The organism is Archangium primigenium, assembly GCF_016904885.1.
GTDB classification, from domain to species: Bacteria; Myxococcota; Myxococcia; order Myxococcales; family Myxococcaceae; genus Cystobacter; species Cystobacter primigenius.
The window spans coordinates 6128800-6149046 of record NZ_JADWYI010000001.1; the positions used below are offsets into that span (position 1 = coordinate 6128800).

The window sequence follows — 20247 nt, forward strand, 5'->3', positions numbered from 1 at the left end:
CTACTGGCTGAACACGTCGGATAGAGGAGTGTCACAGTTGCCCTGGCAGACCCAGTTCGGCGCCATCCGCCGTGTCTGGTGCCGACGGCATTCCTCAAGGGAGATGTTTGGGTTCGTCCCCCGACAGCTCATCATGTTGAGCTCGTCGGCCATCTGACTCCCCGTAACATTGGGCTTTTGATTCAGCAGGTTGGTAATGCCCTCGATGTTTTTGCTGGTGGTGAAGGCCGACGGTTGGTTCACCGCGCCAATGTAGACCCGCCCACCCGCTTCGAGGAATTGTGGGCCCATGGCTCCAGCGCCTCCCCAGCAGAGGAGGTTCACGAAGATCTTCGTTTTGACGCTCGCGGGCATGTTGTTCGGCCAGAAGAAGTGTTTCTCCCCGAACCCAAACCACCCCATGGTGCTGAAGATGCCGAAGTTGGTGTTGCCCGCCTTCTTGCACTCATCGCTCGCACATTGCGCGCCATGGTCCGCATTGACGATGACGATCGGCTTTTGAGTAAGCGCCTGCGACAATTTCCTGACATCTGTGACCACTGTCGGCACGGGCACTTTTGGCGTGAGCACAAGAGGTCCAGAGCGCAACTTGGGGTTTGCGTCAGTATATGCGTACAGGTTGGCCCCCCCCTGGAGGCTGATCGGGTCGGCCTCGGCATGGCGCCTGATCTCCGGCGGGTAATTGCGGTGATTGTTTTGGTATATGCCTGTTTCTGAATCGAGGCCTTGGCCCGGCAGGCGCTCACGCAAGGTGGACGGCACCTTAATGTCCGCGATGTTCTCCTTGGCCGAAGCAATGGGATCCGCGACCATGGCCGCGCCACCAAAAGGCACGCCAACGACAATCGTCCCTCCCGTATGGACAATCGCCGCCAACGCGGGGCTTCCGGTCTTCTCGAGGACATAGTCCGCCACCGCCTCGGTCTTCTGAGTGGCTTTCTCGTGCAGTGCCTTGACGTTCTGGTGGACGGACTCCCGTGCATCGCGGTTGCGCAGGTACTTTCCATACGCATACGCCAGGAAGGCGGCCTCGCCCCGGGGGTCGACGAACCGGGTCGGATTGCCCTGGGCATAGGCCCAGGCATGGAGGCCCTCGGGTGTGTCGAGCTTGCCCGCGACGGGATCCTGACTCAGGAAGCGTCCCGTCCCCGCGTCGTACCAGCGCTGTTGCGCGTAGCTGAGTCCCGCCACCGCATCGAGGGACTGCCCCGCGTAGGCCAGGCTCGGCCCCGAGGCATCCGGCGTCCCGCCCGCGCGCACGTCTCCCCAGGCGCCATACCTCGACACCTGGGTGGACGTTCCCACCCGGCCCACCACACTGCCCAGGGCGTCGTGCAGCAGCCGCTCGCCGCCCACGGCCACCACGCCCACCGTGGAGCCCGCGTAGAGCAGCCGGGGACCGGCCGCGGGGCCCTCCTCCAGCAATTCGTCGTCCGCGCCCCACACGTACCGCGTCGTCCCGCCGCCTGACGAGCGACTCCGCCGCAGGCCATCGAAGCCATACAAGTACGTGGCCTCGACCGTCGGCTCCGCGCCCAGCCGCTGGATCCGGGTCAACCGGCCACCCGCGTCCCACCCGTACCGCCGCGTGGTGCCCCCCCGCACTTCCGAGACGACCCGTCCCCCCTCGTCCGTGGTGACCTGGGCCTCCACGCCGCCCGTCAGCACGTCCTCGATGCGGTGCAACCCGCCCGAGCTGTCATAGGAGTATTTCCAGTGCCGGGTCGGATTCGAGGCCTGCGCCAGCCCATCCGGTCCCAGGCTTCCCAGGTAGCCCTCGACGCGCTTCTCCTCCCGCCGCGAGCCCTCCCCGCCCAGGCCATACAGCTCGGCCTCGCCCGTGGGGTAGCCCACCCCCGTCAGCCGGTCCGCCAGGTCATAGCCATAGCGCGTCACCTCGGGCGTGGAGGACGTCGGTCCCGTGTACCGCTCCTCCGTCTGGTTTCCCCGATCGTCGTAGGTGTACTCGTAGCGCAGCAGCGGGCTCGCCTCGCGCGTGGAGGTGATGGAGCGCACCCGCGCGGCGCCATCGTGGACATACTGCTCCACCACCCCGTTCCCGCTCACCTTCGACAGCAGTCCGCCCGGCTCCCACTCCACCGTCACCGCGGGCCCCTGGCTGCTGGTGACGCTCCGCAGCCGGTCCTGCGCGTCGTAGGCATAGTGGACGGTGCCGGACGGAGAGGTCACCGTCCGCTTCTGTCCGCTGTCCGTATAGGCATACGTGACGAGGTCTCCACCCCGCTGGAGGGACACGAGCCGGTGGCGCGCGTCATACCCATACACCTGGGACACCGGTCCCGATTGACGGGTCTCCTGGGCGGACAGGAGTCGATCCCGCCCGTCATAGGCATACGTCACCGCCGTCAGGTCGGTGTACGGCTGGCTCTGGCTCCCGGGCTGGTACTGCTCTCGCGCCACGCGCTCGCGGCCGTCGTAGGTGCGCTCCACGCGGTCCCCGTTCGGATCCAGCGTGGTGCTCGTCCCGTTCGCCCAGTGCGTCACCCAGACCGAGAGCCCCCGGGTGCGCCGCAGGGTCCGGCCGAGCGCGTCGTAGGCGAAGGTCTCGGGCGCCGTGCCTCCCGCCGGAGGCGTGAGGGAGGTGAGCTGGAGCAGGGCGTCGTATTGGTAGACGAAGCGGCCCAGTCCGCCTGGCTGCTCCACCGACTGGAGCTCGCCCCGGGGGCCGTGCGTGTAGACCCGCCGGGCCCCGCCGCGCGTCGCGCTCGCCAGGAAGCCTCCGGGGTCGTACGTGTACTCCGTCGTGAGCCCCTCGGCCTCCGTGCCGAAGCGCTCCTGCTTCACCTGGCCCTGGGCGTCGTACTGGAGCGTCCGCGCCCGGCCGGACGGGTCCAGCTCCGACACCAGCCGACCCGCGCCGTCGTACCCGAAGAGTGTCGTCTCCGGGCCTTGCTCCCGGCGAGCCAGCCGACCCTCCGTATAGGCGAAGCGCGTCTCGGGACGGCCCGCCAGCGCCTCGCGCGCCAGCACCCCCGCGGCGTCGTAGGTCCAGGCATCGCGCAGTCCGCCCTGCTCCACGGCCACCACGTTGCCCAGGCTGTCCACCTCCACGCCCGACGTGCTCTCCCGCGTCTGCGCGCCCGAGCTCGCCCAGCGCTCGGTCCGGGTGGCGCTGCGTCCCGTCCACCGCGTCGTCGCCGAGTAGGTGTAGAAGGGCTCGCCATGCTCCACCTCGGCGAGCGCCCGGCCGAGGTCGTCGAACTCGCGCGTCTCACGCGACGTCCAGTTCCCCTCGGTGACCGTGCGCGACCGGGCCCACGTGCCGTCATAGGCATACGCCGTGGTGCGCGGCCCCCGCTGCTCGGACAGCAACAGCGCGCGCGAGTTGAAGCGCTGGGTGACGATCGTCCCCACGGGATTGGTCTCCACCACGTCGCCGGCGCCCGGATACGTGTAGCTCCAGACCGCCGCCGGCGTGCTCCCCGCCGCCGCGAGCTCGCGCCGTTGCATCCGGCCGAAGTCGTCGTAGGCGAAGGTCCACCGCTCCTGCGCGTGGGGCCCCTGCTGGGTGAGCACCAGGCCCCGTGCGTCCGTGGTGTACGTGGTGCGCACGCCCCCGGGCTCGTCCCGGGAGAGGAGATGGCCCAGGCCGTCATAGGTCTGGGTGACGGTCCCCAGCACCGGGTGCTGGCGCGTGAGCACCCGGCCCCGCGCGTCATGGGTGAAGTCCACCCGGCCCTCGCCGGGGACCTCCTCGGAGAGCACCCGCCCGAGCGCGTCCAGCACCCGCGTCTGGGACTCGGTGCGCGCGCCCTCGCCGGTGCCGATGGTGCGTTGGATGGCGATCTGGGTGCGGCCCCCCTCGTCCGTGTACGCGCGGAGCTCCTCCCACGGCAGCACGCCCGCGCCGGAGCGGATGTCGCGCGTGTGCCGTGTGAGCCGGCCCAGCGCGTCCTCGTACGCGAAGGTCTCGCGGAGCCCCAGCGTCAGGTCCTCCCGCGTGAGCACCCGTCCCGCGGCGTCGTACGTGGCCCGCAGGTCCACGCCGCCCGCGCCGCCGCTCGCGCTGCGCGTGGAGAGCACGCGCCCGAGGGCGTCCACCTGCTGGTCGAACACGTGCTCCGACGCGGCCCCCGGCGAGCCGCTGCGCTGCCAGACGATGGCGCCCCGGGCGTCCCGCCGCACCTGCTCCTGATGGCCATCCTCGTAGCGCCACGAGATGGGCTGGCCGAGCGTGTCGTAGCCGATGTGGATCGTGCGCCCCTCGCGGTCCGTGAGCGCCGTGACCTGACCGTCCGCGTCCAACCCATACGACTCCGCGGGCTGGCCGTTGGCGGTGAGGGCCGTGAGCCGTCCCGCATCGTCGTAGGTGTGGGCCCAGACCACTCCGCGCTCGTCGGTCCTCGACGTCAGCCGGCCGCCCTCGTAGGTGTAGGCCCGCGTGAGGGAGGCCCCCGCGGCAGCCACCGTCTCTCCGGTGAGCAGGCCCTCCTGGAAGACCGAGGTGCGCGTGGACGCCACGCCCTCCAGGCGCTCCGTCACCGTGAGGCGCTGGTCGCCGTAGGCGTACGCGTAGGTCCAGACCTCGGCGGGCTCTCCGGAGCGCGCGTGCCGCAGCACGTGGCCCTGGCCGTCATGGGTCCAGGTCTCCTCCGCGCCCGTGCGCTGGTCGCGGCGCCGGGTCAACCGCCCGAAGGCGTCGTATTCCAGCACCAGCCCCCGCGCGTCGTCCCCGCGGCGCACCTGGGCCGAGAGGGGCAGTTGCAGCGGCCCGCCGAAGGACCAGGTGCTGGTCGTGCCGGTCGCGTCCGTCTCCGTGAGGACCCGGCCCTCCGCGTCCAGCGTGCGCGAGAAGAGGGACACCGCGTCCTTGCCCGTCCCCACCGTCATCCCCATCACGTCCCCCGCCACGGTGCGGGGCGTGGACCAGGCGGTGGAGCCGGCGGCGGTGGAGAGCGTGCCCGCCTCGGGCTGGCCCCGGGCGCTCCGGGACGTCACGGAGACGAGGGGGCCCGTCAGCCCCGCCACGTCCGAGGCGCCCGGCACCTGGAGCCCCTGGGCGCGCAGCCGCTCGTCGGCGAGGAACTCGACGGTGCGGCCCTTGGCGGAGCGGGAAGACGCCAGACGCACCTCGCCCCCGCGTGTGGAGCTGGGCCACGTCATCGTGCGCGCGGGCAGGCTCCCCATTCGTGTGGTGAGGGCGTTGCCGTAGTCGTTGAGCCCCATGCGGGTGAGCGCGCCCTCGGGCAGGGTCACCGTGCGCTCGCCCGTCGAGCCCCGCACCGTCAGCGGCTGGCCCTGGCTCCCGGTGGAGGTCACCCCGGTGACGCACTCGAAGTCCTCGAGGTGCGCGTAGCACTCCGCGCCCCCCCGCGTGTAGACGGCCTTCCACTGAGGCTGGCCGGCCACCTCGAGGCGGGCCTCGGACAGCTCGTTGAGGGCCCGCGAGGCGTCCCGGCCTGGCAGGCCCCCGGGCACCGGCGCGTAGGTGTAGCGCCAGCGCTGGGCGGGAGGATCCGTGGTGCGCTCGGCCTCCAACAGGTTGCCCCACGTGTCGTGCGTGAAGCGCACGGTGTGCAGGGGCGCGCCGCCCTGGGAGAGCACCACCCCCGCGAGCAGCTTGAAGCCCTCGCGGCGCGCCAGGGCCTTGAGCAGGCCCGAGGCGTCCGCGGGCAGGCCGGTGCAGTCCTCCTGGGAGAAGTCCGCGCAGTACTTGAACTCCAGCGCGAGCGCGCCGGGCGTGCGCTCCACGCGGGTGAGGCGGTTGGTCTCCTCGGCATAGGTGAAGTGGGTCCACCCCTCGGACTCGCCGCGGCCGTGGCCGTCATGGAACTTCGTGAGCAGCCACTTGCGGCGCCCCTCCTGGTCGCGCTTCACGGCCGGCCGGTCGAACCGGTACACGTGGCCGTACTCCGTGGTGACCTCCACCCCACGGCCCGTCACCTCCAGCGACATGCCGTGGGTCTTGTCCGTCTGGCATTGGCGCGCGGTGAGCGCCGCCGCGTCCACCTGCAGGCACGTGTTGAATCCCCAGGCCTGACCGCCGAGCACCACCACGTAGCGCCCGAGCGTCTCCTCCCAGACGAAGCCGTCGTGCTCGTGCCGCCAGCCGACGCCCAGCGCGGAGGGCAGATCGTTCTGGTTGGAGTAGGTGCGCGAGAAGGAGACGGTCTCGGCGTACTGCGGCACGGAGAAGTCGGTGTGGGTGAAGGACAGCCGCAGGTCCGCCAGGCCGATGCCGTCCACGGAGGGCTGGCCGGGCGCCCGCGCGGTGAGGCCCTGGAAGCGGCCCCGGGGAATGCCCAGCCGGAGCGAGTCGTGCTTGGGCCGGGGCAGCTCGGCGTCCGTGACGAGGTAGATGCCGGAGGGGCTCGTGTCCGTGCCGGGCATGGCCGTGAGGGACGCGGGCAGGGCCAGCCGGAGGTGGCGGGCGCCCCCCGCGCCAGCGGCCGTTTCCTGCACCAGCCGCGCCGTGGCCCGGCCGCCCGCCACGTCCTGGACGGTGTAGCCGCCCGTCCCCGTCCAGTGCAGCAAGGCCTCCTTGATGAGGGCGTTGCTCCCGCCACAGTCCTCGGTGGTGCACAGCCGGACGCGTCCGCGCTCCAGCTGTTGGGGGCCCAGGAAGAAGTGCGCCTCGTTCAACTGGGAGATGGGCCGATCCAGCACCGGCCTGCCCTGGGCCTCCTCCACCGAGCGCGCCGCGGTGAACGCGCTGGCCACGCCGACGTAGTCCTCGCGCAGGGACAACCCGTCGAAGTTGAAGCGGTACAGCACGTTCTCCGCGTTGCCGCGCAGGTACACCTCCAGGTAGACGACGTCGCTGGCGCTGAGCACCTCGGGCACGTACTCGCCCTCGCACGAGCCGCGCAGGGTGCCCCGGGCGGCATCCACCTCGATCGGGCACTCGATGCCGAACGCGTCGCTGCCCAGCCGCAGCGCGTACTCGCCGCTCAGGGTCTCCGCGCGTCCTGGATCCCCCGGCGCGAGCAGGTGCAGCAGGAACGCATAGGACACGTCCTCGAGGCTCGCGGCGGGAGGCGTGCCCGACGTGCCTCCATCCCACAGGGGGCGCGTCTCGCGATCCGTGCGCGCCGACACCTCGGCCGAGCCCACTTCCAGCACGCGGAACTCGTGCTCGCGCGCCCGGTCGTAGCGCTCCACCCGCGCGCCCCCGTCCGTCTCCAGGCTCCGGTAGACGTTCTTGAGCTGCACCGCGGCCCGGGGCAGTCCGGGCGCGCCCACCCCGTCACTGAAGTCCGGCGGCGGCGCGTTGCGCTCGGCGGGCTGGAGGACGCCGTCGTGGTTGAGGTCGCGCGGGAAGACGGAGTGTCCCACCACCTGCACGTAGTGGTTGGCGCGCGGCAGGTTGTTGAGCTCCACCGCGCGGCCGTCCTGGCCCACGAGCCGCAAGGCGGTCTGCACGGTGGACGTGGAGCGACCCGGGGGCACGGGGAAGGTGGCCACCACGGGCTCCTCCACCGCCGAGCCGGTGATGCGCACCACGCGCCCCGCCAGCGGCGGCACCCCCGCGGGGACCGGGGACAGCGCGCGGTCGTCCTTCAAGCAGACGGCGCGCTGCTCGTCGGTGAGCGGCGGGGTGAACTCGGCGCAGTAGCGCTCGAGCACGTGGCCCGGGAGGCCCTCGTCCACGAGGCGGCCGGGCGCGCAGCCGCCACCATCCTCCTTGACGCCCCCGTCACACGACGCCTCCGCCGGGGGCCGTGGCACGGGCGCGGGCCGCGCGGGGGCGGGCGCGCGGCGCACGCGCCAGTCGGTGACGATGCGGATGAATTCGTCCCGCGTGGTGGCCGCGCCCCCGTGCCGCACGAGGCTGGCCTCCATCGGCCGCTCCACCCCTTGCGCCCGGGCGCGGCGATCCACACGCACGTCGATCTCCGGCGGGTAGAGCCGCAGGTCCGCCGGGATGCCCAGCTCCTGGAGGGTGCAGCGCGAGAGCGGCACGCTCTGGCCGCCCTCGATGACGGTGAGCGGTCCTCCCGCGGCATCGTCCGCCGCGCAGCGCCCGTCCGCGTCGCGGGTCGAGCCCACGATGGGCGGCACGGTGACGGTGTCCAGTCCGGCGTGGCCGGTGGCGTGGTTGATGGCGAACACCACCAGCCGGTCTCCGGGCACCAGCCGCGTGGCGTTGCGCCGCAGGGAGGGAGGCACCGCGTCCCCCATCCACCGCAGCGCCGAGGGCCCCATGCGCAGCTGGGCATAGCGGGCCTGGGCGCCCGAGGCCGGCGTCGCGTCGCAGTCGAACGGGTGCGCCACGGTGTAGGTGGCGATGGGCTCGCGCGGATCCTGCTCGAGGAAGAAGTGGACCTCGGTGGTGCGCACCTCCTCGGGAGACAGGCCCAGCACCCGCCCCGTGCCGGGCTCGCGCGAGGACTCGCACGCGGGAGGCAGGGGGTGGCCTTCCCGGTCCACGAAGGTGAGCTGGCCGTGGAGGTAGCGCGCGTCGAGGGAGATGACGCCGGTGGCCACCTGCTCCTGGGTGAACCACACCTCGCTGACGGGGGCGCACTCGGCGATGGCGGCGTTGGTGAAGAGCTGCGTCTGCACCCGGCCCGCCGCGTCCGTCCAGGCCCGCACGCGCGGCCAGGGGGGCAGGTTCACGCAGGCGCGCACGAGCGTGGGCGGCAGGAAGAAGCTGCTCAGGTGCGGGATCGTCGTCACGAAGCGGCCGTCCGGACCCGACACCGCGGCGCCATTGCCCCACGTGCCCTCCAGGAAGACGGGCATGCCCGCGAAGCGCACCAGGCCGTTGGCCTCCAAGCCCTCGGCCGAGGACGCGGACACGCGGTGCACACGCAACCGCCACGCGGCGCCTCCGTCCGGAGCGGCGCGGGGATCCACCGTCAGCTCGGCGTCCACGCGCACCGAGTCGCGGCCCCGCGCGGTGCTCGCCGCGAGGGTCAGCTGGGTGGTGCCCGGCACGAGCTCCACCTCGGAGGAGAGCTCCACCCGGGTGCCCTGGGGGCTCTCCTGACGCCACGGACGGCCCGCGGGCGGACCCAGCACCTGGCCCCCGGGTCCCTTCGCCGTCACCGTGGCGACGAGCGGCGACTCCGCTCCGGCGGCCGGGGGCGAGAGGACGCGGGCCATGAACGCGAGCGGCAGGCGGTAGCTCCCGCCCGACGTCAACACCACGGACTGGCCCTCGACGAGCAGGCCCGAGTCCAGCGTGAGGGCGACGGCCTGCTCGCGCGGTCCCGCCACGTACCCGGACGCCACCACCTGGACGGGGGTGATGCCCGGCGGATTGAGCCAGGACGCGCCCGGCACCAGGCCCTGGGCGGTGCGGCCCGGCGAGGCACTGGCTGGAGGCGCCGACGCCTCGGGGAGCATCAGATAGCCGAAGTACTCGAGCGAGCCGGCCTCCACGGGCGCCGCGGAGACGAGCCGCGTGCCGTCCGCGTTCACGGTGGCCAGGCCCACCGGACGCAGCCGCAGCGCGTCGGGCGCGTAGGCGAACAGCAAGGCCTGGTGGCCGGGAGGGGCCGCGTCGCGGTTGGGCAGGCGCAGCGTCACGGGCGCCACCAGTCGCGTGCCCGCGGGCTGGAGCTGCCACAGCCTCGCGGGGCCCACCGTCCCCTCGAAGGGCACCGGTCGCGCCAGCGCGGGCAGCGCGGTGGCCGTCACCACGCCCCGGGTGGTGCCGTCCGCGAACGTCAGTCCCCCCGCGGGAATGTCCACCTCCAGCGCGCCGTGCTTCCCACCCAAAGCGAGGTGCACGGGCCCCGCCGTGTCCACCGTCTCGGCGGAGGCCAGGTCCACGGGAACCCGCATCAGCGGGGCGTCCACGTTGTCCCGCTCCGCCTCCACCGCGAAGCCGCGCCGCACCGTGGGGTACTGCGTCCCCGGGGCCGCCGCGCCGCCCTCGTAGCGCAGCACCACCGGGCCCGCCGTCACGCCCGCCAGCGCCCAGGTGCCGTCCGGCCCCGTGTGCGTGGACACCCCCTGCCCCTCCACCTCGATCCGCACGTCCGGCTGGGGCTCGTGGTGCTCGTCCACCACGGCGCCACTCAACCGCGTCAGCGGCCGACGCACCGTGAAGCCGCTGCGGAACTCCCCCTGCATCCCCGGCCCCTGGACCGCCTCCACCCCCGCCACGCGCACCTGGAGCGTCGCCGACTCCGGCAGCGGCTCGCGGGCGATGAAGGACACCGTCTGGCCTCCCGGCGCCACCGACCAGCCCCCCGCGAGCGGCAGGCCCTGGGCGAGCACCGTGAAGCCGCCCCGCACCGACTCCGCCTTCACCGGCTTGTTGAAGGCCACGTTCACCAGCGCGTCCGGCGCCACGCCCTCGCGCTGGTCCGGCGGATCCACGCCCGTGACGGTCAGCGGCTCGGTGCGGGCATCCCGGTAGCGCACTCGTACGGAGGCCGTGCCGGTGAGGCCCAGCGAGTCGCGCGCCCGCAGGGCGATGACGTTCTCCCCGAGCGCCAGCGGCACCTGGGCCGTGTACTCGCCCGGGCCCGACAGGGTGGCGAGGCCCGTGCCGATGTGCACCTCGGCCAGGGGGTTCACGGCCTCCACGCGCACCGTCACCCGCACCACCGGCTCGCGCGCCTCCGCGCCCTCCGCCGGCTCCAGCACGCGCAGCCTCGGCGGCATTCCGTCCACGCGCACCGTGCGGCTCACGTGCGAGCGGTTGCCCGCCAGGTCCACCGCCTCCACGTCGAGCGTGTTGTCCCCGGGCGTCAGCGGCACCGAGGCGGAGAAGTGTCCGCCCAGCACGGGCGTGGGCTCCCCGTTCACGCTCACGCCCGCCAGGTGCGCATCCCCGGCGAGGCCCTCCACGAGCAAGGGAGACTCGGACACGACCGTCACCGGCTGCTCGGGTTGGAGCACCTCGAGGAACGGCGGCGTCTGGTCCACCCGCACCGCGCGGCGCGCCTCCGCGCTCCGGCCGAGCGCGTCCACCACCCGCACCCGCAGCAGGGTGGCGCCCTCGGGCAGGGCCAGCGCGGTGGAGAACTGGCGTCCCGTTACCGCCACGGGCACCTCCTCCACCGTCACCTGGAACGGCGCGGTGCCCCGCTCCACGCGGCCCAGCACCGGCACGCGCGCCTGCCCCCACAAGCTGTCCTCCGCCGGTGAGACGAGCACCAGCTCCGGCGGCGCCTCCCCTTCCCCGCCCGCGTCGGGTGGCCCGCCCGCGTCCGGCGTCCCACCGCCCCCGTCGGCCGGAGGCGGCGCTCCCGCGTCGGGCGTCTCGCCCCCGCTGCCCCCGTCGACGGGCCCCGGCCCCGCGCCCTGGCGCTCCACACGCACGGCGCGCGAGGTGCGCAGGCCATACCCATCCACCGCGGTGACGGACACGGTGTTGGGGCCCGGGGCCAGCGGCGCCTCCACGGAGAAGCGTCCGTCCGCCCCCACCGCGTGCGTGTGCCCGGACACCTCGAGCGTCACCGCGTCCGTCCGATCCGCCGCCCGCGCGAAGCCGGACACGGAGATGGAGGACGCCTCGGTCACGGTCCCCGAGGCCGGTGCCGTCAACTCCAGCCGCGGCGGCGTGGTGTTCACGCGCACGGCGAGCACCCGCCGGGTGGCGTTACCCGCCGCGTCCGTGGCCACCACCTCCAGTGACACGGCCCCCGGCGCCACCGCCACCGGGAGCTGGAAGTGCCCGTCCGGATCCACCGCCGCGCGCTGGCCGCCCACCCGCACGGTGAGCGGCGTGGCGTCCTCCGCGCGCCCCTCCACGCGCACCGAGTCCCCGGCCACCTTCGCGCCCTCCTCGGGCGCGGTGAGGGTGAGGCGGGGCGGTGTCGAGTCGCGCGTCACCTGCCACGGCAGGCGCGTGCCATTGCCCGCCACGTCCCGCGCGAGCACCACCAACACGTTGCCCCCCTCCTCCAGCATCACCGTGCCCCGGAAGTGCCCGTCCGCGTCCTGGGAGAAGGACTGGCCGCCGAGCCACACGGTGCTCCCCGGCTCGTCCACCGCCACCACCAGTTCCACGGACGCCTCGCGCGTGACGGAGTCCGGCGCCGGCGACAGGACCGTGAGCCCCGGCGGCGTCAGGTCCAGCGTGAAGGCGCGCCGCGCCTCGGTCCGATGGCCCACCGTGTCCGTGGCCACCACGCGCCAGACGTGCTCGCCCTCCGCCGACACCGTGTCCCCAACGGCCACCGGCGCGCCGTCCAGCGTGGCCTCCACCGGGCCCGGGTGCGCCTCCTCCACCGTCCAGCCGAGCACCACCGGCGTGTTGCGCCGCTCGCCCTCCTCCACCCCGGACAAGGTGATGCGCGGCGCCGTGGTGTCGATCGCGAAGCCCACCCGCGCCCGTGCCTCCCGGCCCAGGCCATCCCGCGCCGTCACCGCCAGCGCGTGCGTGCCCTCGGCGCCCACCTCCGCCCCCTGGGCGAAGTCCGCCCCGTCCAGCCGGGCCTCCACCGTCAGCGGCTCGCGCCCCGTCACCCGCCAGGTGGGCCGCAGCGGCTCGCGCGACACCTGGCCCTCGGCCACCCCCTCCACGTCCACGGTCGGCGGAGGGCCCTCGGCGGGCACCTCCGGCGGGCCCGGGGGCGGCGGGGACGGCGTGGGCTCGCACCCGGCGGCCCAGAGCGCCAGGAGCACGGCGAGCCACGCCCGGAGTCGAGGCGCGCCGTTCATTTCGCCTCCCCGGGCACGGCGAGCCGCTCGGGATGGCGGCGAATGGAGATCTCCCCGCGCAGCCGCTCGAGCAGTGCCGTCCGTGCCTCCTCGCGCGCCCGGGTCTCGAGCTTGCCGCGCACCTCCTCGAAGGGCGGCACCACCGCGCGGGGCGCCTCGAGCGCCTTCACCACGTGCAGCCCGAAGGGGCTCTCGAAGGGCTTGGACCAGGCCCCCGCGACGAGCCCCACCGCCTGGGTGAAGAAGGCCGCGTCCACCTCGCCCTCGCGCACCACCCCCAGGTCCCCCCCGCGCTCGGCGCTCACCGCGTCCTCGGACAGCTCGCGCGCCACGGCCTCGAAGGACTCCCCGCCCGCGAGCCGCGCGTAGGCCCGGTGGATGCGCGCCTGGGCCTGGCGCCGCGTGGCCTCGTCCGCGTTCTCGGTGAGCCGGGCGAACACATGCGCCACGTGCACCTCGCGGCGCTCCAGACGCGCGCGCTCCTCCGCGTACCGCTCCCGCAGGGCCTGCTCCGTCACCCGCTCCGCCACCGTCCGCTCGAACAGCGCGTTCGCCAAGAGCGCGCGCGACTGGGCCGCGAGCCGCGCCTTCACCGTGGGCTCGTCCGTGAGCCCTTGCCGCCGCGCCTCCTCGGCCAGGAGCGCCTCGTCCACCAGCACCTCGAGCGCCTGCTCGGGCGTGGCGCGCACGGAGGGGCTCTGCCCCGCGCGCGCGAGCCCCACGTCCTCGCGGGTGAGCGACGCGCGGCCCACCCGGGCCACGGTGTCCGCGTCCTCGCAGCCGACGAGCCCCACGAGCCCCACGAGCCAACCCAGGCGGCGGCGAACGAGAAATCCAGACGTCATGGGCGGGGGGCGCTCCTGGTGGTGTCGCGGCTCGACGGAGAAGAAGACTCGAGGACGTAGCGCTTGGACTGGACCACCGCGTGTCCGTGGGTGTCCAGGGCCTCCACGCTCACGTCCACGTGGGGCGCGGCGGGCACGGTTGCGGAGACGCACTGGCGCCAGGTGGTGCACGCCTCCGTGCACTCCCAGACGAGCGCCCCGTCCACCCGCAGGCGCAGGGCCGAGACGCCCACGTCATCCACCGCGCTGGCGCACGCCTTGAACGGCGCGCCGACGACGAGCGGCTTGCCCTCCACCCACGGCTCCACCCGGGGCGGCTGGTCCGTCCCGACGGCGTAGGTGCTTGAGGCGGTGACGGTGTGGCCCAGGGAGTCGGTGGCCTCGGCGCTCAAGACGAGGGCGTCCGCGTCGGGGGCGACGGCCTCCAGGCAGCGCTGGGCGGTGTACGAGCAGGCCGCGTCCTCGCAGCTCCACAGCGGGGTGTCGCCCAGCCGCAAGCGCACGTGCGTGAGCCGGGCGTCATCGACCGCGCTGACACAGGCCTCGAAGGGCGCGCCTCGCAGCAGCGGGTCGCGCGGCGTCCAGGCCCGCACGCTCGGGGGCCCATCGGCCTGGAGGGGGAACTCTGGCGATGACTGGTTGGCGACCTGGCCCTCGGCGTCCGTGGCTTTCACGCGCACGACGACGTGGTCCGCGTCGGGGGCGGTGAGCATCAGGCATTGCTGATGGTATTCGTAGCTCGGGTGGATTTCCTCGGCGAGCGTGTCGTTCAAGAAGACCTGGACACTCTCCAGCGCCTCATAATCCACCGCGACGTAACACAGCTCGAAGAGCCCCCCCCGGGCGAGGGGGGGGCGCGGAATCGCGAAGCCAAAGATCTCTGGAGGTCTATCCGGCAGTTCACGCGTTTGCGAGACGTTGTTCGTGGCCCCCAAGGTGTTCGTGACCTCGGCGCTCAGGACCATCTCGGCCGCATGCGGCGCGGTGGCGGGGACGCAGTACCCCCAGTCGGGGATGACGCAGGAGGCGCCCGCACACTCCCAGAGCAGCGTCCCGTCCAGCCGTAGCTTGATGCTCGCGAGCCCAAGGTCGTCCTCCGCGTAGACACACGCGTTGAACAAGGAACCCCGTTTGAGCCACCCGAAATCAGACCGGATCGAAACGTACGCGTCGGGCGGACGGTGGGCCAGGACCGGGTACTCGCGTGAGTCGGTGACGGTCCGACCGAGACTGTCCGTGGCCTCGGCACTGACGACGACCTGGTCCGCGTCGGGGGGAGGGAGCGACTCGTAGCGCGAGATCTGGCGAGGGCACTCCGCCCCCTCGCACTGCCAGACCAGCACTCCGTTCGCCCGCAGCCGCACGCTCGCCAGCTTCACGTCGTCGTTCGCGGTGATCTGGGCATAGAAGGAGGCGCCTCGCACCACGGGCCCTCCCGCGGAGACGCTGACCGTGGGCGGCAGGTCGGGCCCGAGGCCGTAGGTGCGCGAGGCGGTGGCCGTCTGGAACCGGTCCGTGGCCTCGGCACGGACGATGACCTGCTCCGCGGCGGGCGCCGTGACGTCCATGCACCTAGTGGCCTCGCTGGAGCAGGCGGCGTTCTCGCACTTCCAGACCAGCGCACCGTCCACGAACAGTCGCAGGCCCTTCATCTCGACGTCCTCCTTCGCCTCGACGCAGGCCACGAAGGCGCCTCCGCGGGTGATGGGCTCGGAGTAGGTGGGGACGAACACCCTGAGGCTCGGAGGCTGGTCCTTCTGGACCATCACCGTGCGCGAGTCCCGGCCCTCGCGCCCAAGGTGGTCCACCACCACGGCCTCGAAGATGACCGGGCCCACCCCGGCGAAGAGATAGGAAGCGCCCACGGAGAGTTCCTTGGTCGTGGAGGCGAGCTCGACGCCATTGGCCAGCAGCCGCATCGAGCGGAGCTGATGGCCCGGGGGCAGGTTGGCGTACGCCTTGATCCCATGCGAGGTCCGCTCGAAAGGCGCGAGGGGGGCGGTCACGGCCACCGCGGGCTTGAAGTCGTCCGGTTGGACGACGTATTCGCGCTCGGTCCGGGCCCTTCTGCCCAGGACGTCCTCGGCCACCGCCGCCAGCTTCACCCGCGTGCCCACCGGGTACTTCGCCGTGGGCAGCACGAGCCTCGAGGTCAGGACGAACTCGGACATCGCCCGGCCCATGGGGACGCCATCGAGTTCCAGCCAGAGGATGAGCGGACGCGGCCCGGAGGCGATGCGGAGTTCGAGCTCGTGGAGGTAGGGCGCGGCGTAGAGGACCGCGGGCAGCCCGGTGGGGGCGCTGGGGGCCGGGCCCGGGGCGGTGATCTCGAGTGGGAGGGAGCGGCTGAGGGTCCGGCCCTCGGCGTCCACCACCACCACCTCGAGGGGCGCCGTGGTGTCCGCCGTCACCACGGGCAGCGTCAATCGCGTGGTGAACGAATAGATGGAGAGATTTTCCAGGACGCCCACCTCCTGGCCGCCCCAGCGGATCCGCGCCGAATAGGGCGGGCGTCCGCCCGAGATGGAGCCATTCAGCTGGAAGACCGAGCCGGAGGCGTACGTGCCCAGCGAGGACGAGTACCACGGCAGGGACAGGGAGAGCGCGGACGGCTCCGTGGCCCGGACGACCCGGACGCGCCGGACCTCGGAGAGCGCCTGGGCCCCCGACACCGAGCGCACCCGCAACTGGAAGCCCAACGCATGGCCGATGGAGGCCTGGGACGAGACGCGGTAGCGCATGCGGGCGGCGGTCGGATCCACCTGGCCCACCACCTGACCATCCACCAGCAGCTCGGCGTCATCCAGCCCCACGCCGGAGGCCAACGCCGGCACGTCCACCATGTCCCCGGGCTGGGCCTCCTCCACGCCGGGCAGCAGGCGCGCCACGAGCCCGAGCGCCGCCGCGGGCAGGGGGAAGGTCCTCACCCCGCCCCCGCCGTCGGCCACCACCACGAGCCCGGCCGCGACGACGGCGTCCTCGGCGCGCGGCACGGGCAGCAGCGCCAGTCGCACCGGCGCGCCAGGCGCCGTCACGTCCCAGAGCTCGACACCGGCGGCGCCCTCGCTCACCAGGGCCAGCCCGCCCACCAGCCGCACCCGGCGCACGGGCCCCGCGGTGGGCACGGAGGCCCGACGCACCGGCGCCGTCACGTCGCTCACGTCCACGAGCGCCAGGCCCGAGTTGCCGCCCAGCACCGCCAGGGGCCCGTCGAGCGCCACCGCGTCCACGGGGGCGTCCGCCACCAGCGCCGCTTGCCGCAGCGTCCCCACGGCGTCCAGACCCACGATCGCCGCGCCCGCGCCGCCCAGGGCCACCACCGCGCGGGACTCGTCTCCCGCCACGTCCACCGTGCCCGAGCCGAGCAGCAGCGAGGCCGGGGAGAGCGCCTCGGGCAGCGTCACGGTGGACACCTTGCCGCCCGCCACCGTCCACAGCCGGCGCGGGGACACGGCGAAGCGCTCGGTGTTGCCCAGCGCCCGCACCCGCGCGGTGCGCGTCGAATCGGCGGAGAGGCTCCCATCGGTCACCTCCCGGCTCACCGTGAGCGTCTGGTTGTCCAGGGTGAGCACGTCCAGCCCCGCGCGCTCCACCTGACGCGACGCCAATCCGGCCACGGCCTGGCGGGTGCGCACCGGCGCGGCGGGGTTGTCGAGGGACACGGCCTGCACGCCCGTCAGTCCGGAGGCCACCAGGACGCTCCGGCGGAAGGCCGTCAGACCCCGGGCCGCGTCGTCCAGGGTCACGCCGCCCAGCGCCACCGTCAGCGCCGCGCCCGAGGCGCCCTCGGAGGGCAGCCGCCGCGTCACCAGCCCCTGGGGCGTGGAGAGGATGAGCACGCCTCCGGACACCTCGACGCCGGTGACCGCGAGCGCCTCGGAGGCGATGAGCTGGGGCGTGGAGGGGTCGCGCACGTCCACCACCCGCAGCCGGTCATCCTCGCACGCCAGCCACACCCGGCCGTCCACCACCGCCATGGCGCGCACGCTCGCTGGCAGCGGGAGCGAGGTGGACCCGTTCAGGGTGTCGTCCTGGCGCGGCAGCACCACGAGCGAGTTCGCCGTGCCGACCAGCAGTCGCCCGTCATGCCACCGCATCACCCGCGGAGAGGCCGGCGGGTACCACACGTTCAAGAGGCCCTCGCGGCCATCGCTCTTCACGGAGCGCAAGAAGAACCCGCCCGTGCCAGGAATCCACGCGAGGCCCTCCGGCATCCCGAACAGGGCCGTCAGATTCTCGTAGTAGCGGTTGTCGTTGTACGAGGGCGAGAGGAAGACCGTGGAGGGTGACGAGGGGGTGTCCAGGTTCAAGCGATAGAGCGAGCCGCTGTACATCGAGGCGTAGAACTCATCCCCCGCGACGACGTCGGTGACGTTCGAGAGCGAGCCGACCGCCCTCGGACGGGCCGGGTCCGAGACGTCCACCACCCACGACAGGCCGTTGGACAGCACGAGCACCGCCAGGCCGCCACGCACTGCCAGCGCGGTGGGCGCGGCCCCGGTCGGCAGGAAGCCGAGGGGCTCGACTCGCGGCGAGGCCTCGTCCACCACCTCACCCACCGCCAGTCCCGCCGGGGTCGTCGCGTACACGGTGCGGCCCACGCGCGCCAGCCGCAGGGCGCCCACGAAGGAGCCCCCGGTCACCGAGCCCGGGCCCGCGTGCACTCCGGACACCACGGTGCGCCGCGCTCGCGCCACCGCCGCGTTGCCCCCCAGGTCCTTCGCGCTGGCCACCACCTCCAGCTCCACTCCGGGCGGCGTCGACGCGGGCACGGTGAAGGCCAGCGAGGTGCCGCCGCTCGCCACCTCCACGCCCGCCACCGTCGCGCGCAAGCCCCAGGACTCCAGCTCCGCGGCGTCCGTCACCGTGAGGCTCGCGCGCACCCCGCCCCCCGCCGCCACGAGCGTGCCCGAGGGCTCCAGGGTGAGCGTCAGCGCGGGCGGCGTCAGGTCATCCACCACCGTGAGCGACAGCGCGACCGGCGCGGACTCGCGGCCCTCGGCATCCACCGCCACCGCCTCCACCCCGAGCGTGCGCGAGCCCGTGCCCACGGGCAGCCGCAGCAGCGCCTCGTGGGGCGGCAGGCTCGCGCGCTGGAACTCCACGCCCTCCACCCGGAAGCGCACCTGCGCGCTCGTGGGCGTGGGCGTGGCCCGCAGCCGCACCCAGGCTCCCTCGATCAGGGGGCCGCTCCCCACGCGCGCCAGGGTGAGCGAGGGCGAGAACACGTCCGGACGCACGAGCACCGTGCGCGTCAGGGGCGGACCCCGGCGGCCCGCGGCATCCACCGCCACGGCGCTCAGCGTCACCGGCGTGTCCAGCGCCACCGTGGGCATGCGCGACTCCCACGCCAGCGCCGGCGCCCACGCATGGCCCGGCACTCCGCCGTCCAGGGTGTACTCCACGTGCGCCACGCGCGAGGGCTCCGCCGCCACCGCCACCACCGGCAGCAGCGCGCCCGAGGGCACCTCGCTCCGCGCGCGCAACTCCACCAGCGCGGGGCCCGAGGCGTCCTCCTCCAGGCGCACCTCGGCGGAGGCGGTGGACGCGTGGCCGGCCAGGTCCACCACCCGCAGCTCCACGCGCGCCCGGGTGCCCGTGCGTGGCAGGTCCACGAACTCCGGCGGCCGTCCGTCCCGCGTCTCGACGCGGTGGCCCTCCACGCGCAGTTCCGCCTCGTAGCTGTCCCGTGAATCCGTGAGGCCCGTCACCGACGCGCCCAGGGCCACCCGCGCGCCCGGGGCCGCCGCGACCGGCGGGGACAGGTGCGGCGTGAGCGGACCCGCGCTCCGCTTGAGGTCCAGCCACGACACCTCGCCGCGCGCCACGGCGAAGAGCCGTCCCGCCGAGGCCCGCACCTCGCCCCGCATCGCGCGGTAGTGCCCCACCGTCACGGGCGCCGCGCGCGTGTCCACCACGGACAGCCCGTCGCTCGTGCCCACCAGCAGCCAGGGGCCTTGGCCCTGGGCGGAGGTGGCCCGGCCCGGCAGCGGCGTCTCCCCCACCAGGCGCAGGCTCGCCGGCTCCACCTGGAAGCAGCGCGCCGTGTCCCCCACCCCGCAGCGTCGGCCCCCCGCCAGCGCCGCCACCGCGACGACCCCCGGCACCGGCACCGAGGCCACCACCACGGGCGCGTGCGGCGTGTGGGCGTCCACTTCGTACAGGCTCCCGGCGGAGAGGACCGCCAGGCGCTCGCCCTCGGCCGACAGCGTCTGGAGGGGCCCCAGCGCGAGCCGGCCCGCCACCCGCCCCGCCGCGTCCCACAGCTCGAGGCCCTCGTCCGTGCCCACCGCGAGCCCGGCGCCCACGGGCTCCAGCGCGCGGGGCGGACGGGCCACGGGCCAGGACGTCACCGCCTCCAGCGTGGGCAGCGCGAGCACGTCCAGCCGTCCCCCCGTGCCCGCGCGCAGCGCCACCACCACCCGCTCGCCCACCAGGGCGACGCCCGCCGCGACCCCCTCCAGCGTCTGCTCGGCCACCTTGAGGCGCGTGGCCGCGTCGAACAGCTCCACCCGGGTGAGACCGCCGCGATCGCGCAGCACCACCCGCCACGGGCCCCGCGCGTGGACGCCCACCCCAGGCTCGTCCACGTCCGGCGTCCGCGCCACCGGGCCCGCGGCGAAGGCCGTCAACGTCCCCTGCCGCTCGTCGAACAACCACCCGTCGTCTGGCGTCTCGTGGGCGGCGGACAGGCGCACCGGGGCCCCGTCCGGCCCGAGCGGCAGGGTGTAGCCCCCCTCCACCTCGGGGGTCAGCCGCGTGCCCCCCACGCGCACCGCCACGCCCGCCACGGGGACACCCGCCGCCGTTCGCGCAC

The 20247-nt window shown here is 74.0% G+C and carries 3 protein-coding genes (1 of these 3 only partly in view); all 3 read right to left on the minus strand.

Going from position 1 to position 20247, the window contains the following annotated elements:
* Tightly spaced (each overlapping or abutting the next), the 3 genes in view from I3V78_RS25200 to I3V78_RS25210 form a layout consistent with a single transcriptional unit that may run on beyond the window.
* A complete protein-coding gene (locus tag I3V78_RS25200; RefSeq protein ID WP_204490988.1) occupies positions 1 to 12585 on the minus strand; it encodes an RHS repeat-associated core domain-containing protein in 12585 nt (4194 codons plus the stop codon).
* Positions 12582 to 13430, minus strand: coding sequence for a peptidylprolyl isomerase (locus tag I3V78_RS25205; protein WP_204490989.1), 849 nt, complete (start codon positions 13428 to 13430; stop codon positions 12582 to 12584). Before I3V78_RS25205 ends, I3V78_RS25200 begins: the two co-directional genes overlap by 4 nt.
* On the minus strand, positions 13427 to 20247 hold the 3' end of the coding sequence (locus I3V78_RS25210; protein WP_204490990.1) for an Ig-like domain-containing protein. The gene runs 23284 nt beyond the window's last position; 6821 of the gene's 30105 nt are visible here — the last part of the coding sequence; its start codon lies beyond the right edge, outside the window; it ends in the stop codon at positions 13427 to 13429. Before I3V78_RS25210 ends, I3V78_RS25205 begins: the two co-directional genes overlap by 4 nt.

Coding starts and splice junctions, on each gene's coding strand:
- I3V78_RS25200 (WP_204490988.1), bottom strand. CDS start 12,585: ATGAACGGCGCGCCTCGACTCCGGGCGTGGCTCGCCGTGCTCCTGGCG.
- I3V78_RS25205 (WP_204490989.1), bottom strand. CDS start 13,430: ATGACGTCTGGATTTCTCGTTCGCCGCCGCCTGGGTTGGCTCGTGGGG.